Origin of the sequence: Bradyrhizobium sp. CCBAU 45389 (assembly GCF_028128625.1) — a bacterium.
In the GTDB taxonomy this organism is placed as follows: domain Bacteria; phylum Pseudomonadota; class Alphaproteobacteria; order Rhizobiales; family Xanthobacteraceae; genus Bradyrhizobium; species Bradyrhizobium liaoningense_B.
Genome location: NZ_LBIY01000006.1, coordinates 130,999 through 153,349, shown reverse-complemented (window position 1 = coordinate 153,349; position 22,351 = coordinate 130,999). Strand labels below are relative to the sequence as shown.

The 22,351-nt window shown below is 65.7% G+C and carries 19 protein-coding genes; 12 read left to right on the top strand and 7 right to left on the bottom strand.

Translation table 11 applies throughout. The annotated features are described in order from the left end of the window. The first annotated feature begins 162 nt into the window (after positions 1 to 162). Entirely contained in the window at positions 163 to 1,053 is an 891-nt protein-coding gene (locus XH79_RS05380; RefSeq protein ID WP_212348196.1) for an aldose 1-epimerase family protein, read from the top strand. A gap of 12 nt (positions 1,054 to 1,065) precedes the next feature. On the opposite strand, the gene XH79_RS05375 is transcribed toward XH79_RS05380, so the two are convergent. Together XH79_RS05375 and XH79_RS05370 are read right to left on the bottom strand one after the other, a co-directional pair. Further along, entirely contained in the window at positions 1,066 to 1,914 is an 849-nt protein-coding gene (locus XH79_RS05375; RefSeq protein ID WP_271580965.1) for an MBL fold metallo-hydrolase, read from the bottom strand. A gap of 94 nt (positions 1,915 to 2,008) precedes the next feature. Further along, positions 2,009 to 3,166: an acyltransferase family protein gene (locus tag XH79_RS05370; RefSeq protein ID WP_271580964.1), complete on the bottom strand. Its 1,158-nt coding sequence runs from the start codon at positions 3,164 to 3,166 to the stop codon at positions 2,009 to 2,011. A gap of 292 nt (positions 3,167 to 3,458) precedes the next feature. Here XH79_RS05370 and XH79_RS05365 point away from each other — a divergent pair, with 292 nt between their 5' ends. After that, entirely contained in the window at positions 3,459 to 4,274 is an 816-nt protein-coding gene (locus tag XH79_RS05365; RefSeq protein ID WP_212348187.1) for a response regulator transcription factor, read from the top strand. 2 nt (positions 4,275 to 4,276) lie between these two features. Here XH79_RS05365 and XH79_RS05360 read toward each other — a convergent pair whose 3' ends face one another. Next, positions 4,277 to 5,410: an alpha/beta hydrolase family protein gene (locus XH79_RS05360; protein ID WP_271580962.1), complete on the bottom strand. Its 1,134-nt coding sequence runs from the start codon at positions 5,408 to 5,410 to the stop codon at positions 4,277 to 4,279. Between the two features lie 333 nt (positions 5,411 to 5,743). Here XH79_RS05360 and pgm point away from each other — a divergent pair, with 333 nt between their 5' ends. The 4 genes from pgm (at position 5,744) to XH79_RS05340 (ending at position 10,519) form a co-directional block, all read left to right on the top strand. Then, positions 5,744 to 7,390, top strand: a complete 1,647-nt coding sequence (gene pgm, locus XH79_RS05355) for a phosphoglucomutase (alpha-D-glucose-1,6-bisphosphate-dependent) (RefSeq protein ID WP_271580961.1) — start codon at positions 5,744 to 5,746, stop codon at positions 7,388 to 7,390. A 326-nt stretch (positions 7,391 to 7,716) separates the two neighbouring features. Beyond that, a complete protein-coding gene (locus XH79_RS05350; protein WP_271580960.1) occupies positions 7,717 to 8,769 on the top strand; it encodes an aromatic ring-hydroxylating dioxygenase subunit alpha in 1,053 nt (350 codons plus the stop codon). A 6-nt stretch (positions 8,770 to 8,775) separates the two neighbouring features. Next, on the top strand, positions 8,776 to 9,528 hold the full coding sequence (locus XH79_RS05345; protein ID WP_271580959.1) for a GntR family transcriptional regulator: 753 nt from the start codon (positions 8,776 to 8,778) through the stop codon (positions 9,526 to 9,528). Positions 9,529 to 9,538: 10 nt separating this feature from the next. Beyond that, on the top strand, positions 9,539 to 10,519 hold the full coding sequence (locus XH79_RS05340; protein WP_271580958.1) for a PDR/VanB family oxidoreductase: 981 nt from the start codon (positions 9,539 to 9,541) through the stop codon (positions 10,517 to 10,519). 93 nt (positions 10,520 to 10,612) lie between these two features. Here XH79_RS05340 and XH79_RS05335 read toward each other — a convergent pair whose 3' ends face one another. Together XH79_RS05335 and XH79_RS05330 are read right to left on the bottom strand one after the other, a co-directional pair. After that, entirely contained in the window at positions 10,613 to 11,371 is a 759-nt protein-coding gene (locus XH79_RS05335) for a cupin domain-containing protein (protein ID WP_271580957.1), read from the bottom strand. Positions 11,372 to 11,541: 170 nt separating this feature from the next. Continuing rightward, on the bottom strand, positions 11,542 to 13,503 hold the full coding sequence (locus XH79_RS05330; RefSeq protein ID WP_271580956.1) for a putative bifunctional diguanylate cyclase/phosphodiesterase: 1,962 nt from the start codon (positions 13,501 to 13,503) through the stop codon (positions 11,542 to 11,544). Between the two features lie 388 nt (positions 13,504 to 13,891). On the opposite strand from XH79_RS05330, the gene XH79_RS05325 reads away from it, so the two are divergent. Next, entirely contained in the window at positions 13,892 to 14,836 is a 945-nt protein-coding gene (locus XH79_RS05325; RefSeq protein ID WP_271580955.1) for a hypothetical protein, read from the top strand. Positions 14,837 to 14,848: 12 nt separating this feature from the next. Here the strand turns inward: XH79_RS05325 and XH79_RS05320 are convergent, their stop codons facing one another. Then, positions 14,849 to 15,214 carry a nuclear transport factor 2 family protein gene (locus XH79_RS05320; protein ID WP_271580954.1) on the bottom strand — a complete coding sequence of 122 codons (366 nt, stop codon included), beginning with the start codon at positions 15,212 to 15,214 and terminating at the stop codon, positions 14,849 to 14,851. A gap of 99 nt (positions 15,215 to 15,313) precedes the next feature. Between XH79_RS05320 and XH79_RS05315 the strand changes: the two genes are divergently transcribed. Genes XH79_RS05315 through hemC form a run of 3 tightly spaced genes read left to right on the top strand, consistent with a single transcriptional unit; the run spans position 15,314 to position 18,588 of the window. After that, positions 15,314 to 15,904: a TetR/AcrR family transcriptional regulator gene (locus tag XH79_RS05315; protein ID WP_212348159.1), complete on the top strand. Its 591-nt coding sequence runs from the start codon at positions 15,314 to 15,316 to the stop codon at positions 15,902 to 15,904. Between the two features lie 52 nt (positions 15,905 to 15,956). Further along, positions 15,957 to 17,582, top strand: coding sequence for a GMC family oxidoreductase (locus tag XH79_RS05310; protein ID WP_271580953.1), 1,626 nt, complete (start codon positions 15,957 to 15,959; stop codon positions 17,580 to 17,582). A 25-nt stretch (positions 17,583 to 17,607) separates the two neighbouring features. Further along, the gene (gene hemC, locus XH79_RS05305; RefSeq protein ID WP_271580952.1) at positions 17,608 to 18,588 is read left to right on the top strand and encodes a hydroxymethylbilane synthase; all 981 of its coding nucleotides are present in this window, start codon (positions 17,608 to 17,610) and stop codon (positions 18,586 to 18,588) included. Between the two features lie 326 nt (positions 18,589 to 18,914). Here hemC and hemE read toward each other — a convergent pair whose 3' ends face one another. Beyond that, the gene (gene hemE / locus XH79_RS05300) at positions 18,915 to 19,949 is read right to left on the bottom strand and encodes a uroporphyrinogen decarboxylase (protein WP_271580951.1); all 1,035 of its coding nucleotides are present in this window, start codon (positions 19,947 to 19,949) and stop codon (positions 18,915 to 18,917) included. Positions 19,950 to 20,055: 106 nt separating this feature from the next. On the opposite strand from hemE, the gene XH79_RS05295 reads away from it, so the two are divergent. Then, positions 20,056 to 20,271, top strand: coding sequence for a hypothetical protein (locus tag XH79_RS05295; RefSeq protein ID WP_271580950.1), 216 nt, complete (start codon positions 20,056 to 20,058; stop codon positions 20,269 to 20,271). 175 nt (positions 20,272 to 20,446) lie between these two features. Beyond that, on the top strand, positions 20,447 to 22,351 hold the full coding sequence (locus tag XH79_RS05290; RefSeq protein ID WP_271580949.1) for a diguanylate cyclase domain-containing protein: 1,905 nt from the start codon (positions 20,447 to 20,449) through the stop codon (positions 22,349 to 22,351).

Here is a 22,351-nt window from a genome sequence, read left to right as displayed (position 1 = left end):
CGAGAGTGTCGGGCGCTCATCGGAGGCTTAAGCAAGCCGTTCGAAGTTGAGCTTCGCCCGCCTCATCCTGGGGCGGGCGAAATCGTCTCTGGTGCGATATGATGCGGCCGCATCGAGCCGCCACGCTTCGGCCCGTCAGCCCTCGCCGCCATGGAGATTGTCATGACCGACGACACGCACACGATCCGCAGCGGCGGGCTGACCGCGACCGTCAAGGCGCAAGGCGCCGAAATGTCCTCGCTGAGGAGCGACGCCGGCGTCGAATTCGTCTGGCAGGCCGAACCGGCCTGGCCGCGCCACGCGCCGCTGCTGTTTCCGATCGTCGGGCGTCTCGCCAAGGACGAATTGCGGCACCGGGGCAAGACGTACCGGATGACGCAGCACGGCTTTGCGCGCGACAGCCGCTTCCGGTGGGCCGAGCGCGGCGCGAGCCGCTGCGTGCTGGTGCTCGAAGACAGCGAGGCGACGCGCGCGCTCTATCCGTTCGCGTTCCGCCTGACGGCCACTTATACGATCGACGACGCCGGTCTCGACCTCTTACTCACGATTGCCAACACCGGCGGCGAGACGTTGCCGGCTTCGCTCGGCGGCCATCCCGCCTTCAACTGGCCGCTCCAGCCCGGTGTGCCCAAGGAAAGCTACGCGCTCACCTTCGCGAACGCCGAGTCATCTCCCGTCCGCCGTCTCGACGGCGGTTTGCTGCGTGCGGCAGCGGAAGCAACGCCCGTCAAAGGCACGGTGCTGCCCCTGTCCGAATCCCTGTTCGTCGACGACGCCATCATCTTCGACCGGATCGAGAGCAACTCGGTCCGCTTTGCCGCAGGCGGGGGCGCATCCACCGGGCCCTGGCTCACAATGTCATGGCGCGGCTTTCGCGAGCTCGGCGTCTGGTCAAAACCGTCGGGCGCGCCGTTCCTCTGCATCGAGCCCTGGCGCGGCCATGCCAGTCCTGCCGGCTTCGACGGCGAGTTCAGCGACAAGCCCGGCCTGATGCATATCGCGCCCGGTGCGGAAGAGCGCTTGTCGTTCCGGATCGAGGTTGCATCGTCCTGAGATCGACGGTCTTCAGACCTCGATCCGCGTCAGGTCCTCGCCGAGCACGACCGGACCCGAATAGTCTTGTCGTACATCCGCGAGCAGAGCGTTCAGCATGGCATCGTCGGTGCGGGGCCGGTGATGGGTCAGCGCGAGCTTCTTCACGCCGGCCTTGGCCGCGACCTTGCCGACGGTGTCGCCGCAGGCGATCGTGTACTTCGCCAGCCGGCGGAGGTGCTCGTTGTTGATCTCGGGCGTTGCGAGAAAGCAGACCTGGACGAGCAGGTCGGCTCCCTCAGCCAGCCGCTCGAGACCGGGGCAGGGGACCGTGTCGCCGGAGATCGCAATGACCTTCCCCTCCGCCTCGAAGCGGTAGCCGAGACACATCCAGCGGGCCAGGAATGCCGGCGAGATGTCGAGACCGTCGCCATGCGAGACGAGCTCGGCGCTGATCTTCCAGCGGCCGGTGTCGAGGACGGGTCCGGGAATGATGTCCGTTGCGACGACCGGCTTCCAGCCGCCGAATGTCGGCTCGCCCTGATCGCGCCAGGCGATGTCCTTGTCGTAGACCTGCGTGACCAGCGTGTTGACGAGACGTTCGGTATCCGGCGGTCCATAGATGCGCAGATCGTCCTTGCGACCATGCATCCATGAATTCAGCATCACGTCGTAGAGATCGCCGATGTGGTCGAAATGGTGATGGGTGAGGAAGACCGTGTTGATGGCGCCGAGCGGCACGCCGGCCTTGCTGAGCTGCACCATGACGCCGCGGCCGGCGTCGAACAGGATGTTCTCATCGCCGAGCCTGATCAGTGTGGTCGTCGCCATCCGACGCGGGTCCGGGCGCGGGCCGCCGGTGCCGAGCAGTATGACCTCCATGGCGCCTACTCCAGCGTGAATATCCTTCACAGTAGAGTCGAAGCCGGTAGCGAGGCAAGCCGCATCAGGCCCCCGACGATGGAGGCAGGGGCGTTCAGCGCGTGGCCGTCGCAGAGGCGGCGATGTCAAGCCGCATGGCTGGGCTGCCGGCGCCCGCAGACGTCAGACGGTGCGCGAGATTCTGCGCGCGCTCTTCGACCAGATGCCAGGTCGCGCGCGCAACGAGATAGCTGAGCGCGGCGGTGACGGCATAGGCGACAAGCAGCGAGACCAGCCCGTCAGCGAGCGGCCAGATCTGGCGCAGGCCGTAGATCACCGCGAAATGCGACAGGTACATCGAATAGGAGTTGCGGCCGAGCGCCTCGATCGGCGACCAGCGGATCGCCAGGCGAATGCAGCCGGCGACCGGCGCGCCCAGCACGAGGTTGATTATCAGATAGTTGAACTCGTGCGAGCCGGTGGCGCGATCGGCGATGAAGGACAGTGTGACGAAGGCGGCGAGGATCGCTGCGTCCGATTTGGCGAAGCCGTCGCGCAGCGCGAAGAACAGCGCGCAACCGACGAGGAAGACCGGAAGCTGGTTCAGGAAGCTGAGATGCAGCGCGTTCCAGACGAAGGCTTCGTGGCCCGGCCCGTAATAGGCGGAGAACAGCGCAAAGGCGTACGGCTTGAACAGGCAGACATTGACGAGATGCAGCACGATCGCCAGCACGAGATAGAGGTGGCGTCGCGCGCCGAACGCGGTGATCAGGAGCGGGAAGAGGAGATAGAACGTCATCTCTGCGGCGATCGACCAGTCGCCCGGCACGACGCTGTTGACGCTGTCCGGCCAGAAGCCGTGCAGGAACGTTGCCGTCAGGATCACCTGGAGCGGCCCGATGCCGTTGGGCGCGTTGCTGCTTGGACCGGTGCCGTTGACAGCGAGATAGATCGGGATCGCGAGCCAGAACAGCGGCGCGATGCGCAAGGCACGGCGGATGTAGAATTTGCGCGTCGGGTTGGTTTCGGTGCGCTGCGTCCACATCAGGCACATCGTCATGGCGCTGACGAAGTAGAACACGTTGACGCCGGTCCAGCCGCACATGAAGGCGAAGTCGACGACGCGGATGTTGGATGGAAAGGATTGTGAGACGTGGATCGCCATCACGCCGACGATGGCAAGACCGCGCAGGAAGTCGAGGCTATGCGAACGGCCGAAGGGCGTTGTGGCTTTCTCGGTTCGACCGGCAACTGGCCGGGGCTGCCCCTGCATCACGCCTGCTCCATCGGTTGTCCATCTGCAGGGGGACCATAGAGGCGCGGCCGGCTTTCCCGAAGCCGAAGGCAGTCTTTACGTTAACCGGCAATCGAACCCGGAGCCGGCCGTGGGATCGGCGGTGCGAGCCGGCGCCGCGGCACTCGCGGGGACCATGCCGGATTGATGGTGCGCCGGATGAGAAGTGTGCGGTAATTCATACTTAATACGGCGAGACCGTGACCAATATTGTTTGGGCAGCACAATACGCCTAGTATTGGGCAGGCAATTTCGGGGGCTCGAACCAGCTGTGAATGTTCGTTCACATGACAATGTGTTGCGCGACGGCGCGACTTTTCAGGCCGGGTCGCACGCACACAGGACATCCAACATCGTGGCTGATTCCGCACGTCAGGAGATACGTCCCGCAGGCCGCGAGCGGCTGATCGTGGTCGAGGATGATCCGGTGACGCGGACGATGCTGGTCGGCTATTTCAACGACAACAATTTCGACGTGATCGGCGCCGGCTCCGTTGCGGAGTGCCGCCAGGCGCTGCGCTCGCGCACCGATCTCGTCTTCCTCGACGTGCAGCTGCCGGACGGCGACGGCTTCGAGCTCGCCAAGGAGATCCAGGCGACCAGCAACGCGGGCATCATCTTCGTGACCCGCCGCGACACCGACGTCGATCGCATCCTCGGCCTCGAGATTGCCGGCGACCACTACGTCACCAAGCCGATCAATCTGCGCGACCTGCTCGCGCGTGCACGCAGCGTGCTGCGGCGGCGCTCGATCGACCGCAAGGCGGCGCGCAACCACAATTCGATCGCCTTCGGCGACTGGATCATCGACCTGACGCGGCGCGAGCTGCTCGGCGCCGACGGCAAGCCGGTGGCGTTGACGCGCGCCGAATTCGACCTGCTCGCTGCGCTGGTCGGCGCCGACGGCCGGCCGCTCAGCCGCGACTATCTGATCGAGGTTGTCAGCAACCGCCAGGCCGAGGTCGACATCCGTACCGTCGATGCGCTGGTGGCGCGGCTGCGCCGCAAGCTCGTCGGCAGCGGCACGCCCGTCATTGCGACCGTCACCGGCGTCGGCTACAAGCTCGCGCTCAGCGAACGGCTCTAGCGCTACCGCGCGCGGGCGCTCTGGTCCGTCGCTGGCTTCTGCGCAGGTCCGGCCAATCGGTCATTGACCGCATAGAGCGTGCAGGTCGTCGACCATTTCATGCAGGCGGCGAGCGAATCGCGCTGGGCGTCGTCAGTGGTCGTGCGCCCCGAACGCCAGCCGTAACCGCCGTTCGGCGACACCGCAAACGCCTTGTGCGGCAGCGTGCTGGCGAGATAGCGCGCGAACTCGGCGCGCGCGGCCTCGTTGAGCTGGTTCGGCGGCGGCAGCGGATCGGGCGGGCTCAGGATGTCGTGGTTCAGCCCGCGCTCGCGCAGGAACGCGTCCACATAGGGCGTCCATTGCGGGCGGCCGGCCACGGAATAGAGATAGTGTCCATCGTCGCCGTAAGTCGGCGCTGCGACGAATTTTGCGGTGCCGCCACTGCCGCGAAACCCGTCATAGAGCCGGCGCGCGAGATCGGGACCGAAATACGAATCGTTGCTGGCATAGACCCACAGCATCGGCACGCGCGACGTCTTGCCGAAGGTCGCGAAGGCCTGCACCAGCCCATCCTCGTTGCAGACGTCGTCGTCGTCGCGCGAGCCGCGGCCGCCGGCAAAGCTGATCGCGGCGACGAGGCCGCTTGGTGCCTGCGCCGTCAGCGCGACGGTGGCGAGCCCGCCGGCGGAATGGCCGGCCGCGATCATGCCCGATGTGGTGACGTCGGTTCGCCGTGCCATCGCGTCGATCGCGGCGCGCAAATCGGCAACCGCAACCGCCGCTGCCGGTAGATAGGCGGCATTGGCACAGCCGCCGACGCTGTCGACACGGCCGCCGGGCGAGGTGCCGTAGCCGCGCCGCATCACGATCAGCGCAGCGAAGCCGCGCCGGGCATATTCCAGCGCGATGCCGTAATATTTGTGCGCGGACATCGTCGCGCGGTCATCGAACTTGCGCGGCGAGCCATGGCTGAGCAGCGCCAGCGGATAGCGCTTCGTCCCCGCCGGGCGCACCAGGAACGCCTCCAGCCCCTGCGGTCCTGCCTCCGCCATCGGGATGCGCAGGTCCTCGGTGTAGAATTCCGCGGCCCGCGCCGGCGCACCGGCCACGACGAGGCCGGCGATCAGCAGGATCAGCTTGCGCGAAGGGATCATGGGACGATTCGGAAGGCGACGGTGGGGCGGAGCATAGCGGATTCCGCGCCGGTACGTGAGCGCACAACCGTCTCGCTGTCGTCCCGGCGAAGGCCGGAACCCATACCGCGTGATCTATCGATTGCGATAGGTCGTAGTACCGGACGACTATCCTCCGCCAAACGATGTCTCGTGGTTATGGGTCCCGGCCTTCGCCGGGACGACACCGCGTATATGGCGACGGCTCGTCCCTCACATTCAAGGAACGCCATCCCCCTCGCGCGTGTTGTGGTTTGGCGGACACCGTTCGGATGCTATGGTGTCCCGCACTCACGACAAGACGAGGATCATTCAGTGGCTGATGTTCATCCCGCGGCGGGCAAGCAGGCCTCGCCGGACGCGCTCACCAACATTCCACGGCTGGTGACGGCCTATTTTGCGGGCAAGCCCGATGTTGCGGACCCCGCGCAGCGGGTGGCGTTCGGCACCTCCGGCCATCGCGGCACCTCGTTCAAGAACACTTTTAATGAGGGCCACATCCTCGCGACCACGCAGGCGATCTGCGATTACAGAAAAGAGAAGGGGCTGACCGGCCCGCTCTTCATCGGCATCGACACCCATGCGCTGGCCGAGCCGGCGCTGGTGAGCGCGGTCGAGGTGTTCGCCGCCAACGGCGTCGACATCATGATCGACAAGGATGGCGGCTACACGCCGACGCCGGTGATCTCGCACGCGATCCTGACCTACAACAAGGGCCGCACGTCTGGTCTGGCTGATGGCGTCGTCGTCACGCCTTCGCACAATCCGCCCGAGGACGGCGGCTACAAGTACAATCCGCCGCATGGCGGCCCCGCCGATACCGACGTGACCGGCGTGGTCGAGAAGCGCGCCAATGCCTACCTCGCCGACGGCCTCAGGGGCGTGAAGCGAATGGACTATGCGAAGGCGCGCAAGGCCGCGAACGTGCATCCTTTCGACTTTATCACGCCCTACGTCGCCGATCTCGGCAGTGTCGTCGATCTCGATCTCGTCAAATCCGCCGGCATCAGGATCGGCATCGATCCGCTCGGTGGCGCCGCCGTGCATTACTGGCATCCGATCATCGAGCGCTATGGCCTCAAGGCCACCGTCGTGAACGAGGCGATCGACCCGACCTTCCGTTTCATGACGGTGGACTGGGACGGCAAGATCCGCATGGACTGCTCCTCGCCTTACGCGATGGCGAGCCTGATCGGCATGCGCGACCGCTTCGATGTCGCCTTCGCCAACGACACTGATGCCGACCGCCACGGCATCGTCACGCGCACCGGCGGCCTGATGAATCCGAACCATTATCTGGCGACCGCGATCTCCTATCTGTTCGCGCACCGCCCGGACTGGGGCAAGGATGCCGCGATCGGCAAGACCGTGGTGTCGAGCTCGATCATCGACCGCGTCGCCAAGAAGCTCGGCCGCAAGCTGGTCGAGACGCCGGTCGGCTTCAAATGGTTCGTCGACGGGCTCGTCAGCGGCGGCTTCGGCTTCGGCGGCGAGGAGAGTGCAGGGGCCTCGTTCCTGCGCCGCGACGGCACGGTGTGGACCACCGACAAGGACGGCATCATCCTCGGCCTGCTCGCCGCAGAGATCATGGCGAAGACCGGCCGCGATCCCAGCCAGCTCTTCAATGACCTCACCGCCGAGCTCGGCGTGCCGCATTACGCGCGCATCGACGTCGCCGCCACGACACCGCAGAAGAACATCCTCAAATCCGTCACGCCCGAGCAGCTCGGCCTGAGGGATCTCGCCGGCGATCCGGTCCGCTCGACGCTGAGCAAGGCGCCCGGCAACGGCCAGCCGTTCGGCGGCATCAAGGTCGAGACCGATTTCGGCTGGTTCGCCGCGCGGCCGTCCGGGACCGAGGACGTCTACAAGATCTACGCCGAAAGCTTCCGCAGCACCGAGCACCTGAAGCGGATTCAGGAGGAGGCACAGGCCGGGCTGGCGAAGGTGTTCGCGGTGTAAGGCGTTCTAAGAGGCAGCGCTTTCTTACCCTCCCCTGGAGGGGGAGGGTCGAGCGGGGTGGGGTGATCTCTCCTCTCGGGCAGTGCCCGTGTGGAGAGATCACCCCGCTCCGCATTCTGCTTTGCTCCATCCGAAGCGACCCTCCCCCTCCAGGGGAGGGTAAGACGCATGCGGTCATCCCCGCCTTCGCGGAAAACAACCAATTGTCTGGCATGTATACAGTATCGATCGTAAAGGTATTTTAGTAAGCATATTTCACGCTTGAACGTTTCTATTCCTTCGATATTGTATACATAACGCATACATAAGCCGTGGGAGTGAGACCAATGACAAAACCCTTCCCCATGAACGCCTGGTACGCCGCGGCCTGGGACGCCGAGGTGAAGCCGGCGCTGTTGCCGCGGACGATCTGCGGCAAGCACATCGTGATGTACCGGAAGGCCGACGGCTCGGTGGCTGCGCTCGAGGACGCCTGCTGGCACCGCCTGGTGCCGCTGTCCAAGGGCCGGCTCGAGGGCGACACCGTCGTCTGCGGCTATCACGGCCTGAAATACAATGCGCAGGGCCGCTGCACCTTCATGCCTTCGCAGGAGACCATCAATCCCTCGGCCTGCGTGCGCGCCTATCCCGTGGTCGAGCGCCACCGCTACATCTGGCTCTGGATGGGCGATCCCGCGCTCGCCGATCCCGCGCTCGTGCCCGACATGCACTGGAACGACGATCCGGCCTGGGCCGGCGACGGCAAGACCATCCGCGTCAATTGCGACTACCGCCTCGTGCTCGACAATCTCATGGACCTCACCCACGAGACTTTTGTGCACGGCTCCTCCATCGGTAACGACGCGGTGGCCGAAGCGCCGTTCGACGTCACCCACGGCGAGAAGACGGTGACGGTGACGCGCTGGATGCGCGGCATCGAGCCGCCGCCGTTCTGGGCCAAGCAGCTCGGCAAGCCCGGCCTCGTCGACCGCTGGCAGATCATCCGCTTCGAGGCACCGTGCACCATCGCCATCGACGTCGGCGTGGCGCCGACCGGTACCGGCGCGCCCGAAGGCGATCGCTCGCAGGGCGTCAACGGCTTCGTGCTCAACACCATCACGCCGGAGACCGAGAAGACCTGCCATTACTTCTGGGCCTTCGCGCGCAACTACCAGCTCGGCGAGCAACGCATCACCACCGAGATCCGCGAGGGCGTCTCCGGCATCTTCCGCGAGGACGAGCTGATCCTGGAAGCGCAGCAGCGCGCCATGGACGAGAATCCCGATCGCGTCTTCTACAACCTCAACATCGATGCCGGCGCGATGTGGTCGCGCAAGCTGATCGACAGGATGGTGGCGAAGGAAAATCCGCCGCCGCAACATCTCCAGGCCGCGGAGTAGCGGGTCATGGCCGAGCGTGAGGTCGATCGTTCCGTGTCGCAGACCGTGAAGGCGCAGCTCGCGCTGCGCGACCAGATCCTGTCGGGGTCTTTACGTCCCGGCGAGCGCATCTCCGAGCTGCAGGCGGTGGAGACCACAGGCGCCTCACGCACGCCGGTGCGCATGGCGCTGGTGCGGCTCGAGGAGGAAGGCCTCCTGGAGGGGATCCCCTCCGGCGGCTTCATGGTGAAGGCGTTTTCCGAGCGCGATATCTCCGATTCCATCGAGGTGCGCGGCACGCTGGAGGGGCTGGCTGCGCGCTTTGCCGCCGAACGCGGCGTCTCCGCGCGCGAGCTCGAGCCGCTCAAGGAATGCCTCGGCGCAATCGACGAGCTGCTGCGCCAGGTGCCGATCTCGATCGAAGCGTTCTCGTCCTATGTCACGCTCAATGCACGCTTCCACGCCCAGCTCACGGAACTGTCGCGCAGCCCGCCGCTGATCCGGCAGATCGACCGCGCCTCGGCGCTGCCATTCGCATCCCCGAGCGGCTTCGTGATGGCGCAGTCGGCGCTCCCCGAGGCGCAGCAGATCCTGATCATCGGCCAGGAGCACCATCGCGTCGTGATCGACGCCATCGAGAACCGCGAAGGCGCGCGCGCCGAAGCCATCATGCGCGAGCACGCGCGGCTTGCGGTGCGCAACTTACGGCTCGCGCTGCGCAACCGGACCCATCTCGACCTCCTGCCGGCGCTCGCGCTGATCAAGACCGCAACCGATTGAGGCAAGCACCATGCGCTTCATCGAAACCTGGACCCCGGCGACGCTCGTCTCGACGCGCGATCTCGCGCCCGGCATCCGCGAATTCCTGATCCGCCCCGATCAGTTCGACGGTGCGGCCTATCCGGTCGGCAGCCACATCAATGTCAGCGTGACCATCGACGGCCTGCCGGAGACGCGGTCCTATTCGCTGGTCGGCGAGGCTTCTTCTCAGGGCCTTCGCATTGCGGTGCGCCGCGCTGATGATTCCCGCGGCGGCTCGCGCTACATGTGGTCGTTGCAGCCGGGCGCGCGGCTCGACATCACCCAACCCGCCTCGCTGCTTGCGGTCGATTGGGCTCGCGAAAACTATTGCCTGATCGCCGGCGGCATCGGCATCACCCCGATCCTCGGTGCCGCGCAGGCGCTGGCGCGGCGTGGGGTAAACGTCACGCTGCATTATGCCGTGCGGTCGCGCCGTGAAGCCGCCTATCTCGACGATCTCGCCGCGATGCTCGGTGACCGCCTCGTCGTGCATGCCAGCGACGAGGGCAAGCGGCTCGATCTCGACGCGCTGTTTGCTTCACTGCCGCAAGGCGCGCTGGTGCTGTTCTGCGGCCCGATGCGGATGCTGGATGCCGCGCGCCATGCCTGGATCGGCGCCGGCCATCCGCTCCCCGATCTCCGCTACGAGACCTTCGGCTCCAGCGGCACGCTGCCGACCGAAACGTTTCGCGTGCGCCTGAAGGGGTCCGGCGTCGAGCTCGAAATCCCGCGCGAGCGCTCGATGCTGGACGTGCTCAACGCCAGCGGCCACGAGGTGATGTACGACTGCAAGCGCGGCGAATGCGGCCTCTGCGCCATCGACGTGGTCGCGGTCGACGGCGAGATCGACCATCGCGACGTGTTCTTCAGCGACCATCAGAAGCAAAGCAATGAGAAGATCTGCGCCTGCGTCTCCCGCGCGCGGGGCACGATCACGGTGGACACGCTGCTGCGGGCCGACGCGATCTGACCAAGTTTAGTCGGGACGTGTCACGATCAATTCGTCGCGTCCGCTTTGCCTGGAAGTCGAGCCCAGGCACCGCGGTCTCCCGACGCTCCTGTGTCAGGCGCGCTTCCCGCCGACCGAGATAAACGCCATGAGGCAGGGTTCGGGCAACGGATTGCGCCAGCGATGGCGCGTTCCGTTCTGTACGATGCAGTCGCCTTGACGCAAATGGACTTTCTGCCCGTCGTCCAGCTCCAGCGTCATCTCGCCGCGAACCACGACACCGTAGTCGATGGTGTCCGACGTGTGCATCCCCGGCGCGCCGCGCTCGAAATGGTCTCCCATGCCGGGGATCTTCTCGGACATTTCCCTGAGCCCGCTCTCGAAAGTGACGCCAGGCGGCGGTTTCCAGCCTTCGGGGCGCTTCGGCGGATAGGAGATGAGACGAAACATCGTGCCCCCGGGGCCCGGAAAAGCCTTCGTTCCCTTCAGCATCGGATCTGGCTCGCGGCCGGTGAGCTCCGGCACGCCCTCGGTCATATACAGTTCATAGAAAGTCAGTCCGGGATTTGCATCGATCTCGACAACCTTCGGCGTCGCGTCGAAAGACGCCAGGACCGACTTGCCGGCCTCGTCGCGGCCGGTCAGCGCACGTCTTGGCGGCGGCAGATCACTCGAATCTCTGGCTTCGGCCGGGTGTGATATTCCGGTCAGCGCACTGCCGGTCGCGAGGACGGACAGTGCTTGCAGCAGGTGTCGCCGATCCCTGCCTTCGAATTGTTCGGAAGAAGATTCCGCCCCGTCCGAAGCTGGCTCCGCGTTATCCCGCGAGTTTTTCTTGTGCCGTTGCCACAAGCGCCAAAGGAAGCTGCTCATCACGCGGTATCCCCTGTTTACCCGCCGACAACTTGACTTCACGACTTCAATCTAGGCGCGTGGGCCTTGCACTGCTATTCGGCTTTGGTCGGGGATGGGCGCGTGTCGATGACGAGCAGGGGGCGACGCCGGCCTTACGCTCGGAGGCTGACGTTTATGAACAGGCGCACCTACGCGGCGTAGATCGCTCGATACTTCTTCGTGTCGAGCAGCGCCCGCACGCCATCTGCCGCCACCGGCCGGCTGATGAGATAGCCCTGCACCTCGTCGCAACTGATCTGACGCAGATATTCGAGCTGGTCGGCGGTCTCGACGCCCTCCGCCACCACGCCGATGTTGAGGTCACGCGCCAGCGAGATCACCGACTTGACGATCGCGGCGCAGTCCGGCTGCACCAGCATGTCGCGGATGAAGGACTGGTCGATCTTGATGCGGCTGAACGGCAGCTTGCGCAAGTAAGTCAGCGATGAGAAGCCGGTGCCGAAATCGTCGAGCGCCACGGTGACGCCGAGTTGCAGCAGCGCGTTCAGGATCGACGCGGCCGAGCCGTATTTCGACAGCAGCATCGATTCCGTGATCTCGATTTCGAACCGACAGGGAGAGACCTTCGCATCGGCCAGAGCCTGCACGATGGTCTGGAGGATGGCCGTGTTGTGAAACTGCGACGCGGAGAAATTCACGGCGACCCTGATGTCTTCGGGCCAGTCCGCCAGCGTCGCGCAGGCGCGCCGGATCACCCAGTCGCCGATTTCGTGGATCAGCCCGGTCTCCTCGGCGATTCCGATGAACTCGCTCGGCGGCACGAGGCCCCGCGAGGGATGCTGCCAGCGCAGCAGCGCCTCGAAGCCGGTGATGCGGTTCTCGTCGAGGTCGAGGAGCGGCTGGAAGACGAGGAACAGCTCGTCCCGCGCGATGGCGCCCTCCAGGTCCGCTTGCAGCGCCTTGCGGTCGCGGGACAGCCTGTCGTCGGCTTGCTCGAAGAAGCAGACGGTGCCCGGTCCCGCCTTCTTGGCGCGATAAAGCGCGGCGTCCGCGTTCTTCATGATGTCGAGCGCCATGTTGCCGTCGCGCGGTGCCAGCACGATGCCGACGCTGGTCGCGCCGACGATCTGGCGGCCCTCGATCTGGAACGGTTCGTCGAAGGCCACAACGAAGCGCTCGGCGATCTCGAGCGCGTCATCGGGCCGCGCCAGATTGGCCATCACCAGCGCGAACTCGTCGCCGCCGATGCGCGCGACGTGCTCGGCCGCGCGGGTGCAGCGCTGCAGGCGGCCCGCGACCTGCACCAGGAATTCGTCGCCGGCGGGATGGCCGAACTTGTCGTTGACCTCCTTGAAGCGATCGAGATCGAGCAGCAGCACCGCGAACTCCTCGCCCGAGAGCGCAAGGCGTTTCAGCGCGGCATCGAGCGTCTCGTTGAAGGCGAAGCGGTTGGGCAGCTGCGTCAGCGGATCCTGCCGGACCGTGCGTTCCGCCTCGATCTGCCGCATCACGCGTCGCGCGAACGAGAACGAATTGACGAACACGCCGCGCAGCAGCACGCTGCCATAGACTACGACGAGGAAGGCGATCAGCAGGAAGGCGAGGTCGCCGTTCCTGCCGAGGCAGATGGCGATGCCGACGAAGATCGGGGCTGTGAAGGCGATGGCCGCGATCGGGACCGTGGCGAAGGCGAGCGCGCCCCCGGCCAGCATTCCCGAGCACAGGCAGGTGATGACGAGCTGGCCGCCGGTCGAGGCATTGGCGAAGAAGGCGACCGGGACGATGCCCCAGGCCGCCCCGAGCAGAAAGGCATTGCGCACCAGCCGATGCATGGCGCGCTGCGAGACGAAGTGCGGCTTGGTGATGCGGCGCGCGGCGCGGGATTGCAGGCCGAACGCGATCGCCGCTGCGGCGACCGTGACCGCCCAGATCAGGGCGAACGTCCGGTCGGGCGAGGCCCACAGCGCGATGGCCAGCACGACGGCGTTGCAGGCATTGGCGAGCATGATGCCGACCGAATAGCCGAGCACCAGCGACATCTGTTCGGCGCGGATGTGGCCGGCCACGGCTTCGTCCGTTGCAGGACCGCCGAACGCCGACAGATCGCCGGCGAACAGCCGCGCGAAATAGCTGGTCAGTTGAGTCCGCATTCCAGAGCCTAGCAGCAGGGCCGTTTATCCGGCTCGATCCGGAGAATTCTCCGCAAACCTTTGACGAACTATGAATTATCCATGCTGGCGGGGGTGGTCGTGACCACTTCTGCGTGTTCGTTACGCAGTATCGATAACAAATCGATACAAATGCGGTGCTATCCGTCGCGCCTGTGGCACATGGCCTGTTCGGTGGCGGCAAGGAAGCTGTCTGCCTCTTCGCATCAACGCATGCGCGGCTTCGGGTTCCGGAAGACTCCGATCGGCTTTTTGCCGCACCCTGGCCGGATCGAGATGCCGCCCGATCGCGTGATACGTTTGGCGGACCGGCCAGGCCACCGTGCCCCGCGTCGGCACTGGATTCATTCGAAATCCCGAGGGCCTGTCCATGAGCGAGCCTTCAGCCGATGTGTCGGCAACGGTCGAATACACGATGGACAAATGGCGGATGGACCGGGTTCCCTGGGCCATGTGGGCTTGCGTCGCCGGCCTTGCGATCGCGCTTCACGCCGAGAGCCGGGGCCAGAATGGAGCGGTTTTGGCCGCCGTCTATTTGGCTCTCCTGGGTCTGGCGTTCGCAGGCTATGCACTGACGACCCTGATCGGACGGTCCGGCCTGCCACTGCTTCCGGAATTGTTGATCGGAGCCCTTGTCCTGATCGTCTTCTCCGCCCTCATCGGTGGCATCAGCCTGATGGTCGGCGGGTCGACCGGCGGCTCCAGCTATGTCGGCGCGATGCGCAGTCTCTATTGGAGCCATCTCGTGAACCCATCGCTGAATGTTTTCGGCTGGATGTTGCTCTACTTGGGATCGGGATGGATCGCGTTCTCGTCCTACCGGCACTTCCATGCGGACCGGGCAGTCGTCTCCATGTCTGCCGCGGGCATCCGCTTTCACAGGCCCTGGCTCAAGGGTCTTTTCATCCCCTGGCAGGAAGTGCGCGGGGTGGGCCACCTCGAGGTCCCCGGCATGTCGGGGGTGCCGTATGTCAGTCCGTATGCTGCTGCCGTTACGGTCGGTCAGGATTTCTATGAGCAGCACATCGCGGCGAAGCGGAGCTTCCTTGCGCCACCCGGGTCAGAAGCCATGTTCCAGCCGAAAGGCGAGATGATGCAGGTGGTGCTCAATAGCGCCGACATGACGGTCAAGCCCGATGACTTTCTCGGGCCGGCCGAGGCGCGATGGAAAGCGTTCCGGGATCGGGCCGGATCGTCATCGCATCCCGGCGGCACGATCGTCTATGGCCGGTGGTCCATCAACGGCTCTGCATGGCAGACCATTCAGTTTGTTGCGCCTCTCGTCGGCATGGCCGCGGTCATGCTGTACCGATAGGGGCAATCCTGCTCAGCGTCCGAGTTGCTTCGGATCGTAGAAGAAGCGCTCCTCGATGATCTCATTGCCTCGCCAGGTCTGCCACGCGATCTCCTCCAGCGTCCGCGTCACGCCATCGGCGTTGGTGAAGGAGAATTTCCAGCGGCTGGCGACAATGTCGCCATCGATCAGGCTCGGGCCGAGGCGCACGGCAGTGACCTCCTTGAACGCCGCCAGCACGCCCCGTTCCTTGTCCGCGAGCTTGCCGCGCCCGACCACGGGCGCGGCGAGGTTCTCATAGGTCGCCGCGTCCGGGGTGTAGTAGTCGAGGATCGCGCCGACGAAGTCGCCATCCTCCAGCCGCTTCGCAAAGGCTTCGACGATGTCACGGGTGGGCATGGCGACCTCACAATTAAAACCGACTGGTAGTCGGTAAATACCGACCGGTGGTCGAAAAGTCAACTGGCCGCCTGTCGCGAATTCGACTAGACGAGAGCCATGGCGAAACAGGCGGAGCGGCGGGCGGCGACATCGGAGGCGATCCTGACGGCGGCGCGCCGGCTGTTCGGGACGCAGGGCTTTGCCGCCACCACCATGGACGAGATTGCCGAAGGCGCCTCCGTCGCCAAGGGTGCGGTCTATCACCACTTCAAGACCAAGGAGGCGGTGTTTGAAGCGGTGTTCGACGCTGTCTCGCGCGACCTCGTCGCCGAGATCGACCGCACCGCGCGGGCCGAGAAGGACGTGCTCGCCGCAATGGTCGCCGGCACCCAGCATTACTTTGCCGCGACCGCGAAGGGGCCGACCGGCCAGATCATCCTGCGCGACGGTCCCGCCGTGCTCGGCTGGGAGCGCTGGCGCGAGATCGATGCGCAGCACTTTGGCGGCAAGATGCCGCGTGCGCTTTCCGCGGCGATGGAGGCCGGCCTGATCGCGCGGCAGCCGGTCGAGCCGCTGGCGCGTCTGCTGCTCGGCGCCGTGACAGAGGCCGCGGTCGCCTGCGCCGGCCGCGCCGATATCGCAAGGGCGGGCGCGGAATATGCCCGTGCGTTCAAGTCGCTGGTCGAGGCGCTGCGTGCCAAGGCATGATTGTGCTAGTGACGCAACGGAAACGCCACACCAACAAGAAGAACAGTAGCGCATGAACGCAAATTCCTACCTCACGCCGTCAGATCCCGAATTCGACTACATCATCGTCGGCGCCGGCTCCGCCGGCTGTGTGCTCGCGAATAGGCTGTCGGCGAGCGGCAAGCACAGCGTGCTCCTGCTCGAGGCGGGCCCGAAGGATTCGAACATCTGGATCCACGTGCCGCTCGGCTACGGCAAGCTGTTCAAGGAGAAGTCCGTCAACTGGATGTACCAGACCGAGCCGGAGCCCGAGCTGAAGGGGCGCCAGGTGTTCCAGCCGCGGGGCAAGACACTGGGTGGGTCGAGCTCGATCAACGGCCTGCTCTATGTTCGCGGCCAGCATGAGGACTACGACCGCTGGCGCCAGCTCGGCAACACCGGCTGGGGCTATGACGACGTGTTGCCTTATTTCAAGAAGGCCGAGAACCAGTCGCGCGGTGCGGATCAATATCACGGCACGGGCGGGCCGCTGCCGGTCTCCAACATGATCGTGACCGATCCGCTGTCGAAGGCCTTCATCGACGCCGCGGTCGAGACCGGTCTGCCCTACAATCCCGATTTCAACGGCGCGACGCAGGAAGGCGTCGGCCTGTTCCAGACCACGACGCACAACGGCCGCCGCGCCTCGACGTCGGTCGCCTATCTCGGCCCCGCGAGGACGCGCGGCAATCTCAAGATCGAGACCGAGGCGCTCGGCCAGCGCGTGCTGTTCGAGGGCCGCCGCGCCGTCGGCGTCGAATATCGCCAAGGCGCTTCGGTCCGCCGCGCTCGCGCGCGGAAGGAGGTCGTGCTGTCGAGCGGCGCCTACAACTCGCCGCAGCTGCTCCAGCTCTCCGGCGTCGGCCCCGGCGATCTCCTGCGCAAGCACGGCATCGACGTGGTGCTGGACGCGGCCGGCGTCGGCCACGATCTCCAGGACCACATGCAGGTCCGCATCGTGATGCGCTGCTCGCAGAAGATCACCTTGAACGACACCGTCAATCATCCGCTCCGCCGCACCATGGCGGGCGCGCGCTATGCGCTGTTCCGCAAGGGTTGGCTGACGATCGCCGCCGGCACGGCGGGCGCATTCTTCAAGACCAGTCCGCGGCTCGCCTCGCCCGACATCCAGGTCCACTTCCTGCCGTTCTCGACCGACAAGATGGGCGAGAAGCTGCACGATTTCTCCGGCTTTACGGCGTCGGTGTGCCAGCTCCGTCCCGAGAGCCGCGGCTCCCTGCGCATCAAGAGCGCCGATCCGACCGTGCCGCCGGAAATCCGCATCAACTACATGTCGACCGAGACCGACCGCACCACCAACGTCGAAGGCATCAAGATCCTGCGCAGGATACTGAACGCACCGGCGATGAAGCCGTTCGTGGTCAGCGAGTACGATCCCGGGACGAAGGTATCCACGGATGGAGAGATCCTGGATTATTGCCGCGAGCGCGGCAGCACCATCTACCATCCGACCTCGACCTGTCGTATGGGCAACGATGCGCTCGCGGTGGTGGACCAGCGGCTGAGGGTGAGGGGGCTCGAAGGCCTTCGCGTCGTCGACGGCTCGGTCATGCCGGACCTCGTCTCGGGGAACACCAACGCGCCGATCATCATGATCGCCGAAAAGGCCTCCGACATGATATTGGAGGATGCGCGGTAATTTCGCTGCTTGAGAGGGTTTGGACTTGGCTACGCGATTCAAGATCGGCACACGCAAGAGCGCGATGGCGCTGGCACAGACGGAAGAGATCGCGCGCCGCCTGACTGCCGCCGTGCCCGGTCTCGATGTCGAGATCGTCAAGTTCGACACCACGGGCGATCTCGACCAGACCAGCAAGCTCTTGCCGCATGGCGGCAAGGGCGGCGCCTTCGTCGCGCAGATCCGCGCCGCCGTGCTGTCGGGCGAATTGCAGGCGGCGATGCATTCGCTGAAGGACATGCCGGGCAACGAGGACACGCCCGGCCTCGTCATCGGCGCCACCCTGTCGCGCGACCCGCCCGGCGACGCACTGGTGCTGCGCGACGGCGTGACGCTGGAGGCGCTGCGCCAGTCCCGCGGCAAGGGTTTTAAAATCGGCACCAACGCGGTGCGCCGGGCCGCCTATGCGCGCCGGCTGTTTCCGGATGTGGAAGTGATCCACTTCCGGGGAGCCGCCGACACCCGCGTGCGCAAGCTCGACAATGGCGAGAAGCAGCGCCTGCCGGATGGCGGCGCGGTGGGCCCGGCCGATGCGCTGATCATGGCGCGGTCCGGCCTCGACCGCGTTGGACTTGCTGATCGCATCGCCTACGAATTCACTGCGGCGGAGATGCTGCCGGCGGCCGGGCAGGGCATTGTCGCCGTCGAATGCGCCGCGCAGGACTGGCAAACGCGCAAAATCCTGTCATCGATCGACGATCCCGCCGCGCATGCATCAGCCGATGCCGAGCGCGAGGTGCTGTGGGTGCTCAACGGCCACTGCAATTCGCCGGTGGCGGGCTTCTCCACCATCGCAGGTGACCAGATGTCGCTCACGGCGTCCGTGCTCGACCTTTCCGGCAACACCATCATCGAAGCCTCGCGCACGGGGCCGGCCAACCGCCCGCGCGAGCTCGGCCGTGCGGTGGGTCTCGATCTGCTCGCGAAGGGCGCGGCGGAGATCATCGAGCGCAGCCGGCCGCGCTAGACTCTCACCAAATTTCTCAAGGGGGCGATGATGGCATTATGCCCCTGTTTTGCCCGACGGGTCAAACCTCGGCGCGATCTGGTGCGATGACGGCCCATCCCATTTCAGCGCACGCTAAGTCATTGATTGGGCATGGTCTCTCTACTGTGCATGGGGTTGTTTTCGCGGTTTTGTTTGCGGGCTTTCTTTTCCCTCAGCTCATGGTTCGAGACGCGCCGCAAGGCGGCCCTCCTCACCATGAGGAGTTGGGGGGGCCGCGAACACTAGCCTCATCCTGAGGAGCGCGCCCTTGCGCGCGTCTCGAAGGATGGCCGCAAAGCGATCCCTCAGCCCCGCACCCGCCTGATCATCTGCTCGACATGGGCAATCGGCGTCTCCGGCTGGATGCCGTGGCCGAGATTGAAGATGAACCGCCCCTCGGCGAAATTGGCCAGCACGTTGTCGACCGCGCGGTCGAGCGCGGCGCCACCGGTGATCAGCACCAGCGGATCGAGATTGCCCTGCACGGCGACGCGTGACTGCACGCGCTCGCGGATGAAGGCCGGCTCCGCGGTCCAGTCGATGCTGACGCCGTTGACGCCGGTTGCCTCGACGTAACCGGGCAGCAGCGCGCCGGCACCGCGGGGGAAGCCGATGATCTTCGCATCCGGCACCTTCGCGCGCACGCCCTCGACGATGCGCCGCGTCGGCTCGACCGACCATCGCACGAACTCGGTCGGCGGCAGCACGCCGGCCCAGGTGTCGAAGATCTGCAGGGCATCGGCGCCGGCGGCGAGCTGCGCCAGCAGATACTCGATCGAGCTGTCGACCAGCACGTCGACGATCTTCGAGAAAGCTTCGGGATGCCGGTAGGCCATCATCCGCGCGGGCGCCTGGTCGGGCGTGCCGTGGCCTGCGACCATGTAGGTCGCCACCGTCCACGGCGCACCGCAGAACCCGATCAGCGCGGTCCTGGGATCGAGCGCGCCGCGCACGATCTTCAGTGCGTCGAACACCGGTTGAAGCTTGCCGAGATCGGCGCGCGGCGCCAGCGTTGCAACCTTCGCCGGATCGTCGAGCGGCTCGAGCCGCGGGCCTTCGCCGGCCTCGAAGCGCACCGAGCGGCCGAGCGCGTAGGGGATCACGAGAATGTCGGAGAAGATGATCGCCGCGTCGAAGCCGAACCTGCGGATCGGCTGCAGCGTGACTTCGGCGGCGAGCTCCGGGTTGAAGCAGAGGTCGAGGAAGCCGCCGGCCTTGGCGCGCACCTCGCGATATTCCGGCAAATAGCGGCCGGCCTGTCGCATCATCCACATGGGCGGGACGGATTGGCGCTGGCCGGAGAGCACGTCGATGAATGGCTTTTTTGCAGGCTGGGGCACGAATGGTCCTGAACGAGGTTATGGCTCCTGATACACCGCCCCGGCGCTCAGCGGAACAGGGGAACCAGCGCAATCGGGTCGCGTTGACCAGCCAAAGGAGGAGATCATGGCTGAGAGATTCAATCCCGCCCCGCACGACAAGCACGCCGACGATCTGCGCGAGGCGCTTGCCACCGATCATCACGGCAAGCTCGATACGGGTCTGGAAGACACCTTCCCCGCGTCCGATCCCGTCAGCGCGGCCCAGCCGACGCCGTCGAAGGCCGATGCGGAGGCCGATAGCCTCTCGCTCTGGGACAAGGTTAAGGCGATCTTCAGCTAGCGGCGTGGGCCGCCGGATTCCGATAGGCCTGCTAAGGTCTTGTTAGCGATGCGTTGATCCCGGCGTCCGTAAGACTACTGGAAAGCGGGGAGATCGCCGCGTATTCCGGTAGTGATTTCAGAGTTCACTAAGAGAAGCAGCAGAGTTTCCGAACCAATCGGAGAAATTCTGCCGCATGAGCGCTGCTACCCAAAGAGCCGGATGGAGCCGCCTGCCGCTGCGTGCGGCGGCGTTCGTCGTGCTGACCTGCGCGACCATCCTCGGCGTCAGCGCCTGGCGCGAATGGGCCGCGCGCGATGCGGTGCTCAGGGGCGCCGAAACCGAGATGGCGAACGTTGCGCGTTCGCTGACCCAGCATGCCGAGGACAGCCTCGATCTGCTCGATTCCGGCGTCGTCGGCGTCGTCAGCCGGCTGGAGATGGACGGCACCGAACCCGCCACGATCGCCAAGCTCAAGAACCTCCTGGAGGCACGCAAGAAGGCGATGGAGCGCGTGCACAGCTTTGCCATCATCGACGACCATGGCAACTCGCTGACCGCGCCCGGCACGATCGGCTCGACCTTCAGCGACGACGCGTTCTTCCGCCAGCACCAGCTCTCGCCGAAGCGCGAGCCTCATTTCGGACGGCCCGTGAAGAGCCTGATCGACGGCGAATGGGTCGTCACCCTGTCGCGCCGCTTCAACAAGCTGGACGGCAGCTTCGGCGGGGTGGTGCTCGCGACCATCAGCTCCCGATATCTCGCGCATTTCTACGAGCAGTTCGAGATCGGCCGCAACAGCTCCGTGGCGCTGACGCATGGCGACGGCCTGATCGTCGCGCGCAATCCCAGCAACGACAAGTTCGTCGGCCGCAGCGTTGCCGACGCCCCGCTGTTTCGCGATCCGAGCCTGCAACGGCCGAGCGGCGCCTATCATTTCAAGTCACCGCTTGATGGCGCCGAGCGCGTCAGCTTCTTCAAGCGCAGCACGCGTTATCCGCTGGTGATGCTCGCCACCGTCGACAGGGACGAATTGCTGGCGCCCTGGCGCGCCGCCGCGATCTCCCGCATGCTCTACGTTCTTGCGCTGGTCATGCTGATCGCGATCATCGGCGCGGTGATGGTGCGGCAGTTGCAGCGCGGGCAGCGCATGGCGGCCGCCCTGGTCGAGAAGGAAGCGCATTTCCGCCTGCTCGCCGAAGGCTCCAGCGACATGGTGACCCGGATCGGGCTCGACGAGCGGCTGCGCTATGTCTCGCCGTCGTCGGTTCGCGTTGTCGGCTGGCGGGCCAATCAACTGATCGGAACGCCCGCGCTCACCGGCATTCATGCCGAAGACCTGCCGCAGGTCCAGGCCCTCGTCGACGCCATGAAGCGCGGCGAGAAGGAGGAGGCGCGCGTCACCTACCGCAACTCGCACCGGCAGAAAGGCGAGGTCTGGCTCGAATCGACGATGCGGGTGACGCGCAAGGACAACGGCCGCGTCGATGGCGTGGTCGCGATCTCGCGCGACATCACCGAGCAGAAGAAGCTCGAAACCAAGCTCGAGACGCTTGCGATCGAGGACGGTCTCACCGGGCTCGCCAACCGCCGTCGCTTCGACGAGCGCCTGAACGAGGAGTGGGCGCGCGCCTATCGCGATCGCTCCAGCCTTGCTTTGCTGATGATCGACGTCGATCGCTTCAAGGCTTACAACGACGAGTACGGCCATCCCGCGGGCGACGCCTGCCTGCGGGTTGTGGCGCAGGTCATCGCCGCCGAGGTGCAGCGTCCCGGCGATCTCGCTGCGCGCTACGGCGGCGAGGAATTCGCCATGCTGCTGCCGAACACCGATGCCGCGGGCTGCGCGCGGATCGGCGAGCGGATCCGCAAGGCGATTCGCGCGGCCGGCCTCGTCCACACCAGCAATCATGCGTCAGGCTACGTCACCGCTTCGCTCGGCGGTGCGGCCTGCCGGCCGGCACTGGAGCGCACTGCCGGCGTCGGCACCCTTGTCGAGGCGGCCGATCAGGCGCTCTACGCCGCCAAGGAAGGCGGCCGTGACCGCCTGATGATGTCGGTCCCGGTCGCGAACCTGCTGCCCAAGGCGGTTGGCCAGTAA

Excerpts from the sequence above, each read along its gene's own strand:
- XH79_RS05380 (WP_212348196.1), top strand. The coding sequence starts at position 163 with ATGACCGACGACACGCACACGATCCGCAGCGGCGGGCTGACCGCGACC.
- XH79_RS05375 (WP_271580965.1), bottom strand. The coding sequence starts at position 1,914 with ATGGAGGTCATACTGCTCGGCACCGGCGGCCCGCGCCCGGACCCGCGT.
- XH79_RS05370 (WP_271580964.1), bottom strand. The coding sequence starts at position 3,166 with ATGCAGGGGCAGCCCCGGCCAGTTGCCGGTCGAACCGAGAAAGCCACA.
- XH79_RS05360 (WP_271580962.1), bottom strand. The coding sequence starts at position 5,410 with ATGATCCCTTCGCGCAAGCTGATCCTGCTGATCGCCGGCCTCGTCGTG.
- XH79_RS05350 (WP_271580960.1), top strand. The coding sequence starts at position 7,717 with ATGACAAAACCCTTCCCCATGAACGCCTGGTACGCCGCGGCCTGGGAC.
- XH79_RS05345 (WP_271580959.1), top strand. The coding sequence starts at position 8,776 with ATGGCCGAGCGTGAGGTCGATCGTTCCGTGTCGCAGACCGTGAAGGCG.
- XH79_RS05340 (WP_271580958.1), top strand. The coding sequence starts at position 9,539 with ATGCGCTTCATCGAAACCTGGACCCCGGCGACGCTCGTCTCGACGCGC.
- XH79_RS05335 (WP_271580957.1), bottom strand. The coding sequence starts at position 11,371 with ATGAGCAGCTTCCTTTGGCGCTTGTGGCAACGGCACAAGAAAAACTCG.
- XH79_RS05330 (WP_271580956.1), bottom strand. The coding sequence starts at position 13,503 with ATGCGGACTCAACTGACCAGCTATTTCGCGCGGCTGTTCGCCGGCGAT.
- XH79_RS05325 (WP_271580955.1), top strand. The coding sequence starts at position 13,892 with ATGAGCGAGCCTTCAGCCGATGTGTCGGCAACGGTCGAATACACGATG.
- XH79_RS05320 (WP_271580954.1), bottom strand. The coding sequence starts at position 15,214 with ATGCCCACCCGTGACATCGTCGAAGCCTTTGCGAAGCGGCTGGAGGAT.
- XH79_RS05315 (WP_212348159.1), top strand. The coding sequence starts at position 15,314 with ATGGCGAAACAGGCGGAGCGGCGGGCGGCGACATCGGAGGCGATCCTG.
- XH79_RS05310 (WP_271580953.1), top strand. The coding sequence starts at position 15,957 with ATGAACGCAAATTCCTACCTCACGCCGTCAGATCCCGAATTCGACTAC.
- XH79_RS05295 (WP_271580950.1), top strand. The coding sequence starts at position 20,056 with ATGGCTGAGAGATTCAATCCCGCCCCGCACGACAAGCACGCCGACGAT.
- XH79_RS05290 (WP_271580949.1), top strand. The coding sequence starts at position 20,447 with ATGAGCGCTGCTACCCAAAGAGCCGGATGGAGCCGCCTGCCGCTGCGT.